Genomic DNA, 8,642 nt, shown 5'->3' with positions numbered 1-8,642 from the left:
GAAAATCAGGTAAATTTAACATTGTATTTGCAGTCTGCACTCCAAGTAACGTACTGTTTGTAGAATATAATTCCTTCGCAATTCTATGAGTACCTATTAAGATGTTTTTTTTTTTTTGGCGTTCGGCGGGCTAGGTTCGCGGTGGTAGGACCTGTGTTCGAAGCCTGGGAGAGACGAGGCGATGATCTCCACCGACGCGCTGCGGGAGCTGCTGCCCGAGGGCCGCGTGTTCGACGATCCGGACGTGCTGGCCGCGCACAGCCGCGACCGGGCCACGTTCTGCCCGGCCGGGACCCCGGCCGCGCTCGTGCGGGCCTACGACACCGGTGACGTGGCGGCGGTGCTCGAATGGGCGCACGAGAACAGGGTCCCGGTTGTTCCGCAGGGCGCGCGCTCCGGCCTGTCGGGTGCGGCCAACGCCCTGGACGGCTGCGTGCTGCTGTCACTGGAGAAGATGGACGCCATCCTCGACATCGACCCCGACGAGCAGCTGGCCGTGGTGCAGCCCGGAGTCGTCAACGGGGTGCTGGCCGCCGCCGTCGCCGAGAAGGACCTGTTCTACCCGCCGGACCCCGGTTCGCGCAGCATCTCCACCATCGGCGGCAACGTCTCAACCAACGCGGGTGGCATGTGCTGCGTGAAGTACGGCGTGACCGGTGACTTCGTGCGCGGCCTGGAGGTCGTGCTGGCCGACGGCAGGGTGATGCGGACCGGCCGCCGCACCGCCAAGGGCGTCGCCGGGTACGACTTGACCCGCCTGGTGGTCGGTGCCGAAGGAACCCTCGGCGTGGTCACCGAGGTGACCATCGCGCTGCGCCCAGCCAGCGCCCAGCCGCTGACCGCCGTCGCGTTCTTCCCCGAGGTCGCCGGCTCGGCCCGCACCGTCTCGGGCTACCTCGCGGAGGGCTACCAGCCGTCGGTGCTGGAGTTCATGGACGCGTCCTCGGTCAAGGCCGTCCAGCAGATCGCCGACCTGGGCTTTCCCGAGGGCATGGCCGCGATGCTGCTGGTGCAGTCCGACCGCGGAGCCGACGCCCCGGACGATCTCGCGGCCTTCGAGCGGGTGGCGCGCGCGATGGGCGCGGCCGAGGTCGTGGTCTCCGACAGCGCCGCCGAGGGCGAGATGCTGATGCAGGCCCGCCGACTGGTCGGCGACGCGCACGAGAAGTTGGGCAAGGCGCTGCTCGTCGACGACGTCTGCGTGCCCCGCCGTCACCTGGTCGACCTGGTGGAGGGCTTGCAGCGCATCGCGGAGGAGCACCGCGTGCAGGTGCTGTGCTCCGGGCACGCCGGTGACGGCAACATGCACCCGGTGGTCGCCTTCGACCACGGCGACGCCGACGAGACCGCGCGCGCCCAGCATGCCTTCGACGCGATCATGCAGCTCGGCCTGGACCTGGGCGGCACCATCACCGGCGAGCACGGCATCGGTCAGCTCAAGCGCTACTGGCTCGGACGCGAGCTCGACGAGGCCGGTCTGTGGGCGTCGCGCGCGATCAAGGCCGCGCTGGACCCCCACAACGTCCTCAACCCCACCCGGGTCCTGCCATGACGACGACGCCGGGCCCCTGACCAGCAGGGACCCGGCGTCATCGGACCGATCAGCGGTCGTAGTCCTCCTCGACCGGCACCTCTCGGGCCTGCTCGGAGAAATCGGCCGGATCGGCGTCGAGCGGCACTTCCGCCGGCACGGCCCCGTCCTCCTCGGGCAGGTCCTCGGCTCGGCGCGACTGCTCGACGGCGTCGGCCTCGGGCGTCTCGGGATTCATCGAACCTCCAAGATGATGGGCTCGGGCACCTTCGACCGTAGCGCCCATCCGCCCTTCCTGTCGGTCAGTCCCCGGCCGGCTGACCGCTGGGCCGACCCAGGTGCGCGTGCCTGCGGCCGCAGCCGAAGTAGATCACCAGGCCCAGCGCCAGCCGCGGAGGGTGAAAACGCCGGTGCCGATGATGATTCCGATGCCGAACCCGACGAGTTCCTCACCGGTGAGCCGGGCGGACCAGACCGCTGCGCTCGCCCCGGGTGAGGATGTCCTCGACGGCATCGTTCGCAGGATGTTCACGGAGCCGCACGTTAGAAGTTGTCGCCCGTGATGGCTCGGTCGCACTCGCGCCAGTGTGACATTGCTGGCACTCGCGTGACTCTCGGTGCACGGCGGGGGGCCTGCAGGTGATCGTCGCGGACCCCCCGCGAACGGTGCGAAGAGGACTGATCAGGCGGGCATCGAGGCGGTGTCGCGGTCCCACTCCCGGTGCTTGCCCAGGGCGGCGGCGAACTGCTCGACGAACTGGTCCGGCAGCGTGCCGCCAGTGCTGGCAGCCAGCACCACGCCCCGGTCGGCCCCTTCTCCGTCGGTGCTGATGCCTGCTCGCCGCAGCACCTCCAGCCCCTCGTCGCTGGCCGCGACGGGTTTGTGGTGCTTGTAGGCCTCGGCGACGAAGTGCACGGCGTGCCCGTCGGCGGCCAGCGTCCGCGCGCTCTCGCTACCGCCCGGCACGATCACCCCGTCGTAGACCACCGACATCGCGGTGCGCGCCGCCACGTCGATGTCCACGTCGGACCCGTCGGTGCCCCGCGCTCGCCCGTCGTGGCTGGCGCCCAGCACCTCGGCGGTCGCGCCGCGCTCGGACAGGTCACGCCGGATCTGCTCGACCTCGGGGGCGTCGACCCCGTCGGCGACCAGCACCGCGACCTTGCGGGTCGCGATCGAACCGGTGCGGGAGTTGGCCAGGCTCAGCGCCGGGGAGCTCCGGCCGTGGTTCTCGGTCACGCCCGCCGGCGGGTCGACGCCGATGCCGTGCGCGACGGCCACCGCCAGGTCGTGGTCGACGTGGTTGAGCTCGGCCACGACGCGCTCGCGCACGTGCCGGTGTCCGACTTTGCCCAGCTCGAAGCGAAACGCGTCGACGATGTGGTCCTTCTCCCACTCGGCCATGCTGTTCCAGAACAGCGTGGGTTGGCTGTGGTGATCGGTGAAGCTCTCGCTGCGCTTGCGGATCTTGTCGCCGTCCACCCTGGTCTGGTAGTGGCGCAACACCTCCGAATCGGCGATCGCGGGACATCCGCCGCCGAGGCTGTTGGGCGTGTAGCTCGTCCGCGCCCTGTGGATGCGCTGCTGGCCGTAGCCGTCGCGCTGGTTGGTCGAGACCTCCGCGACCGGGCGGTTGACCGGGATCTGGGCGAAGTTCGGCCCGCCCAGCCGGATCAGCTGGGTGTCCAGGTAGGAGAAGTTGCGGGCCTGCAGCAGCGGATCGTTGGTGAAGTCGATGCCGGGCACCACGTTGGCGGTGTGAAAGGCGATCTGCTCGGTCTCGGCGAAGAAGTTGTCCGGGTTGCGGTCGAGCACCATCTTGCCCACCGGCCGCACCGGCACCTGCTCCTCGGGGATGATCTTGGTGGCGTCGAGCAGGTCGAAATCGAAGGCGAACTCGTCTGACTCGTCGACCAGCTGCACGCCCAGCTCCCACTCCGGGTGCTGGCCCGCCTCGATGGCGTCCCACAGGTCGCGCCGGTTGAAGTCGGCGTCCGCCCCGGCGATCTTCTGGCACTCGTCCCACACCAGGGAATGGCTGCCCAGCAACGGCGTCCAGTGGAACTTCACGAACGTGCCCTTGCCCTGGGCGTTGACCAGTCGGAAGGTGTGCACGCCGAAGCCCTGCATCATCCGGTAGCTGCGCGGCAGCGCCCGGTCGGACATCAGCCACATGACCGTGTGCAGCGTTTCCGGCTGCAGCGACACGAAGTCCCAGAACGTGTCGTGCGCCGAGGCCGCCTGCGGGATCTCGTTGTGCGGCTCGGGTTTCACCGCGTGCACGAAGTCCGGGAACTTGATGCCGTCCTGGATGAAGAACACCGGCATGTTGTTGCCGACCAGGTCGTAGTTGCCCTGCTCGGTGTAGAACTTCGTGGCGAAACCGCGCACGTCGCGCACGGTGTCGGCCGAACCGCGCGAGCCCGCGACGGTGGAGAAGCGCACGAACAGGGGAGTCCGCACGCTCGGGTCGGTCAGGAACTTCGCGACCGTGTGCTCGCCCAGCCAGCCGTCGTAGGGCTGGAAGTGCCCGTAGGCACCCGCGCCTCGCGCGTGAACCACTCGTTCGGGAATCCGCTCGTGGTCGAAGTGGGTGACCTTCTCCCGGAAGTGGAAGTTTTCCAGCAGCGTCGGACCGCGCTCACCGGCTTGCAGCGAGTCGTCGGTGTGATCGACTCGTACGCCCTGCTGCGTGGTCAGCTCGGTGTCGGTGAGATCGGCGCGGACCCCGTCCAGCTGCTCGTGCTTGGCATCGCCGTCGGCCATTGAGATCGGCTCCCCTCGTGTGGAAACGCGGAACGATCTGTGGTTTCCCATCGGGCGGTCGAACTATGCACGCACCGCTTCGGGTCAGGAACCCAGCCAGCTCACCAGTTCGGGTGCGCCTGCGACGATGAGGAAGTGGCCGATGCGTCCGACCAAGCTCGCCGCGAGGTAACCGAGCAGGGGTAGTCCGGCGGCGCCGGAGAGCAACGACATGAGGCTGAACGGCGGGATGCCGGGAACGGCGCTGACCGCCAGCACGGTCATGCCCCACCAGGGGTGCTCCTGGGTGCGCTGGTGGAACCGCTCCACCCAGGCCGCCCAGCGCCCGGTGCGCTCCTGCTGGACCCGCTTGCTCAGCCGCTCGCCGAGCGCGAAACCGCCCTTGCCCGCGAGGTAGAACAGGGTCTTCGCGGCGACCTGGCCGATCGCGGCGGCCAGCGCGAAGGCCCACCACGGCACGCTCTGCACGGTGGGGACCACTCCGAGCAGGTAGAGCTCGATGTTCACCAGCGGGAAGACCGCACCCAGGGCAGCGGTGCCAGCCGTGCCCAACAACCACCCGATCACCGAAGCGCTGACCCCCACGAGAGAAACCTGCGGCAGCCTATCGGGTGCAGCGGCGATCAGCCCTCGGGGTCCCAGTCCAGCAGCCGCACCCGGCTGACCGTGCGCAGGTGGCGGGCCATCGCCGAGGCGGCGGCCTTGGCGTCGCCGTTGCGGATGGCATCGGCGATGCGTTCGTGCTGGGCCAGCGATTTGAGGGGTCTGCGCGGCTGCCGCAGCGACTCGTTGCGGCTCTCGGCGATCTCCGCGGCGATGGTGCGCATGAACTCGGCCAGCAGTGCGCTGTGCGCGGCGGCGGTCACCGCGGCGTGGAACCGCCGGTCGCCGTCCTGGCCGATCTCGCCGTCCTCGATCTCGGCGCGCATCGCGGACAGCGCGGCGTCGATCTCGGCCACGTCCTCGTCGGTGCGCCGCTGGGCGGCCAGCTCCGCCAGCTTGGTCTCCATGCCCTCGCGGGCGTCGAGGACGTCGGGCAGCCGCCGCTTGCGGTCGACGAGTTCCTCGACCGGCTCGACCTCCAGCGACTCGCGCAGCAGGTAGGTCCCGCCGCCGTGCCGGACCTCGACAAGGCCCTGCACCTCCAGCACCACGATCGCCTGCTTCACCGACGCCCGGCTCACGCCGAGCTGTTCGGCGAGGGTGCGTTCCGGGGGCAGCCGATCGCCCGTGCGCAGCCCCGAGTCCGCCACGTGCTCGCGCAACCGCTGGACGACCTGCTCGTAGAGGCGCGGGCGGTTCAGCGGGCGGAAGGAATCGGACACCGGCGCGCTCCTGGATCGGAAAGAGGCAAACTGGCTGAGCCAATTCTGCCACATCCTCTTGACTCGTTCCGTCCCAGACGGCAAAAGTTGGATCAGCCAGTGGACCACTGCCCGAGCCGGCTCGCCGGGCGGTGCGGGTCCGCCGGTGAGAAATTGCCCGGTGAGGACCCGGAGGTGGCCATGGCCGACCAGGTGCTGTTCCCGAAGTTGCGCCAACCCGACGACACCGAGGCGCTGCGTTTCGGCGCGCGGGCCCTGACATACCGGGAACTGGCCGGTCTCGCCGGTGCGATCGCCGAGCGCGTCGCCGGGAAGCGCCGCATCGCGGTGTGGGCCACCAATGCGCTGGAGACCGCCGCGGCCGTCATCGGCTGCCTGAGCTCCGGGGTCGCCGTGGTGCCGATCAACCCGAAGGTGGGGGAGCGGGAGCTCGCCCACATCCTCGGCGACAGCGAGCCCGAACTGCTGCTCGCCGAACCCGGCTTCACCCCGCCTGCCGGACTCGGCGACGTCGAGGTCGCCGAGATCGACGTGACCGCGCGTGGCGGCGAGCTGCCCGCCGAAGCTGACGACGACGCGCCCGCGCTGATCGTCTACACCTCCGGCACGACCGGCCCGCCCAAGGGCGTCGTGCTGCCCCGCCGCGCGCTGAGCGCCAACCTCGACGCCCTGTCCGAGGCGTGGGAGTGGACCTCGGACGACGTGCTGGCGCACGCGCTGCCGCTGTTCCACGTGCACGGACTGATCCTGGGAACCCTCGGCCCGGTCCGCCTCGGCGGAGCCGTGCACCACCTGGGCAAGTTCTCCTCGAAGGCGATCGCCGAGGAGCTCTCCGGCCCGGCCACGATGATGTTCGGCGTCCCGACCATGTACCACCGGCTCGCCGAGGACGCCGAGAACGACCCGCAGATCGGTCAGGCCGTCGGCAAGGCCCGCCTGCTGGTGTCGGGCTCGGCGGCGCTGCCCGCGGTGGAGCACGAGCGCATCGAGCGGCTCACCGGCCAGCGCGTCGTCGAGCGCTACGGCATGAGCGAAACGATCATGAACTGCGGTGTCCGCGCCGACGGCGACCGCCGCCCCGGCTACGTGGGCAAGCCCTTCGCGGGCGTCGAGCTCAAGCTCGTCGACGAGCAGGGCGCTGAGATCACCACGAGCGATGACGAGACCGTCGGCGAGATCCTGGTGCGCGGCGCCAACCTGTTCAGCGGCTACCTCAACCGCCCGGACGCCACCGATGCCGCCTTCGCCGACGGCTGGTTCCGCACCGGCGACATGGCCACCCGCGCTCCCGACGGCTACATCCGCATCGTCGGTCGCAAGGCCACCGACATCATCAAGAGCGGCGGTTACAAGATCGGCGCGGGCGAGATCGAGAACTGCCTCCTGGAGCACCCGGCGGTGGCCGAGGTCGCCGTCACCGGGGAGGCCGACGCCGACTTGGGGGAGAGGATCATCGCCTGGGTGGTGCTCGCCCCCGGCCAGCAGGTCGCCGACGCCGAGCTGGTCGACCACGTGGCCCGGCTGCTCACCCCGCACAAGCGCCCGCGCGAGGTCCGCTTCCGCGACGCGCTGCCGCGCAACGAGATGGGCAAGGTCCAGAAGAAGGTCCTGCAGGGGCCGGGAAATGGCTGAGCACAGCGCGGTTCGCGCGCTGGTCGACAGCATCGGCCAGGGCTTCGTGGAGTTCGAGCCGCCGTCGCGGCGCACCAGCGCCGACGGCCCGCTCGACTGGCCCGGGTACGCCGACCAGCGCGCCCGCGCGTCCGGCCGCTCCGACACCGACGAATCGGTGCTGTGCGGCCGGGCTGGGCTCGGTGAGTGGGAGGCCGTGCTGATCGCCTTCGACTTCGCCTTCCTCGGCGGCTCGGTCGGTGAGGACACCGGCGCGCGCATCGTGGCCGCCTTCGAGCACGCCCGCGAGCAGCGGCTCCCGGTGATCTCGCTGATCGCCTCCGGTGGAAGCCGCATGCAGGAGGGCATCCGCGCGCTGCAGCAGCTCCAGGCGATCACCAGCGCGTGCCAGCTGGCCAGGCAGGACCGCATTTCGCACGTCGCCGTGCTGCGCGATCCGACGACCGGCGGCATGTGGGCCGCGATGGGCGCGGCCGCCGACGTCGTGCTGGCCGCCCCGGGTGCTCGCATCTCCTTCGGCGGCGCCCGCGTGCGCTCGGCGGGGGAGGACGGCGAGGACTTCCGCGCCGAGGGCAAGTTCGCCGACGGCCAGGTGGACCGCGTCGTCGAGGAGGCAGACCTGCCGGGGGTGCTCACCGAGCTGGTGTCGCTGCTGCACCCGGCCCGGCTGACCCGCCCGCCCGAACCCGCTCCGCTCCCTGCCGCGCTCGGCGCGGAACGGCTGCCGGGGACGGGCATCCAGGCCGTCGAGCGAGCTCGTGCGGCCGACCGTCCCCGCGCCGGTAGCTACCTGGACGCCTACTTCAGCGCCAGGTTCGAGATCAGCGGTGACCGCGCCGGCGGTCGCGACGAGGGAATGATCTGCGGTTTCGGTGACCACGGCGGGCGCACGGTGGCCTTCGCCGCGCAGTCCGGTGCCCGCAACTCCCCGGCCGGTTTCCGCACGGCCGCACGCCTGATCCGGCTCGCCGACCAGCTCGGCATCGCGGTGCTCACCCTGGTCGACACCCCCGGCGCAGCCAACGACGCCGAGTCCGAGCGGGGAGGTGTCGGCCCGGCCATCGCCGAGGTCTTCGGCGCCGTCGCTGACGCTCGCGTGCCGGTGACCACCCTGGTCATCGGGGAAGGCGGCTCCGGCGGCGCGCTGGCGCTGGCGGCGCCCGAGAACACCTGGGTGACCGCCGACGCCTACTTCGCGGTGATCGCCCCGGAGTCCGCCGCGGCGATCCTCAAGCGCGCGCCCTCCGAGGTTCCCGAACTCGCCGAACACCTCAGGCTCCGTCCGCAGGACCTGCTGGAACTCGGCTTCGCCCGCGGAATCGCCCGCTGACCCACCCGATCGTCCGGTATCCGCTTGTTGCTCCCGTGCGAGCAGCGGATTCGCCCG

General features: G+C 70.5%; 8 protein-coding genes. 3 read left to right on the top strand and 5 right to left on the bottom strand.

The window, feature by feature from the left end:
• Positions 1-181: 181 nt before the first annotated feature.
• Complete coding sequence (locus E1161_RS24090) at positions 182-1,552, top strand: FAD-binding oxidoreductase (protein ID WP_132627010.1); 1,371 nt, start codon at positions 182-184, stop codon at positions 1,550-1,552.
• A 49-nt stretch (positions 1,553-1,601) separates the two neighbouring features.
• Here the strand turns inward: E1161_RS24090 and E1161_RS27375 are convergent, their stop codons facing one another.
• From E1161_RS27375 to E1161_RS24075, 5 genes are all read right to left on the bottom strand, one after another.
• A complete protein-coding gene (locus tag E1161_RS27375) occupies positions 1,602-1,769 on the bottom strand; it encodes a hypothetical protein (RefSeq protein WP_165939922.1) in 168 nt (55 codons plus the stop codon).
• Positions 1,770-1,901: 132 nt separating this feature from the next.
• Positions 1,902-2,045, bottom strand: coding sequence for a hypothetical protein (locus tag E1161_RS27370; protein ID WP_207920377.1), 144 nt, complete (start codon positions 2,043-2,045; stop codon positions 1,902-1,904).
• 168 nt (positions 2,046-2,213) lie between these two features.
• Complete coding sequence (locus E1161_RS24085) at positions 2,214-4,304, bottom strand: catalase (RefSeq protein WP_408012058.1); 2,091 nt, start codon at positions 4,302-4,304, stop codon at positions 2,214-2,216.
• Positions 4,305-4,382: 78 nt separating this feature from the next.
• The gene (locus tag E1161_RS24080; RefSeq protein ID WP_235875269.1) at positions 4,383-4,883 is read right to left on the bottom strand and encodes a VTT domain-containing protein; all 501 of its coding nucleotides are present in this window, start codon (positions 4,881-4,883) and stop codon (positions 4,383-4,385) included.
• Positions 4,884-4,921: 38 nt separating this feature from the next.
• On the bottom strand, positions 4,922-5,623 hold the full coding sequence (locus E1161_RS24075; RefSeq protein WP_132627008.1) for a FadR/GntR family transcriptional regulator: 702 nt from the start codon (positions 5,621-5,623) through the stop codon (positions 4,922-4,924).
• 180 nt (positions 5,624-5,803) lie between these two features.
• Between E1161_RS24075 and E1161_RS24070 the strand changes: the two genes are divergently transcribed.
• The gene (locus E1161_RS24070) at positions 5,804-7,255 is read left to right on the top strand and encodes an acyl-CoA synthetase (protein ID WP_132627016.1); all 1,452 of its coding nucleotides are present in this window, start codon (positions 5,804-5,806) and stop codon (positions 7,253-7,255) included.
• Entirely contained in the window at positions 7,248-8,585 is a 1,338-nt protein-coding gene (locus tag E1161_RS24065; RefSeq protein WP_132627007.1) for a carboxyl transferase domain-containing protein, read from the top strand. Before E1161_RS24070 ends, E1161_RS24065 begins: the two co-directional genes overlap by 8 nt.
• Positions 8,586-8,642: the final 57 nt, after the last annotated feature.

Origin of the sequence: Saccharopolyspora aridisoli (genome assembly GCF_004348445.1) — a bacterium.
GTDB classification, from domain to species: domain Bacteria; phylum Actinomycetota; class Actinomycetes; order Mycobacteriales; family Pseudonocardiaceae; genus Saccharopolyspora; species Saccharopolyspora aridisoli.
Note: the sequence above shows the minus strand (reverse complement) of the source record. Positions and strands in the feature narration are given on the sequence as shown.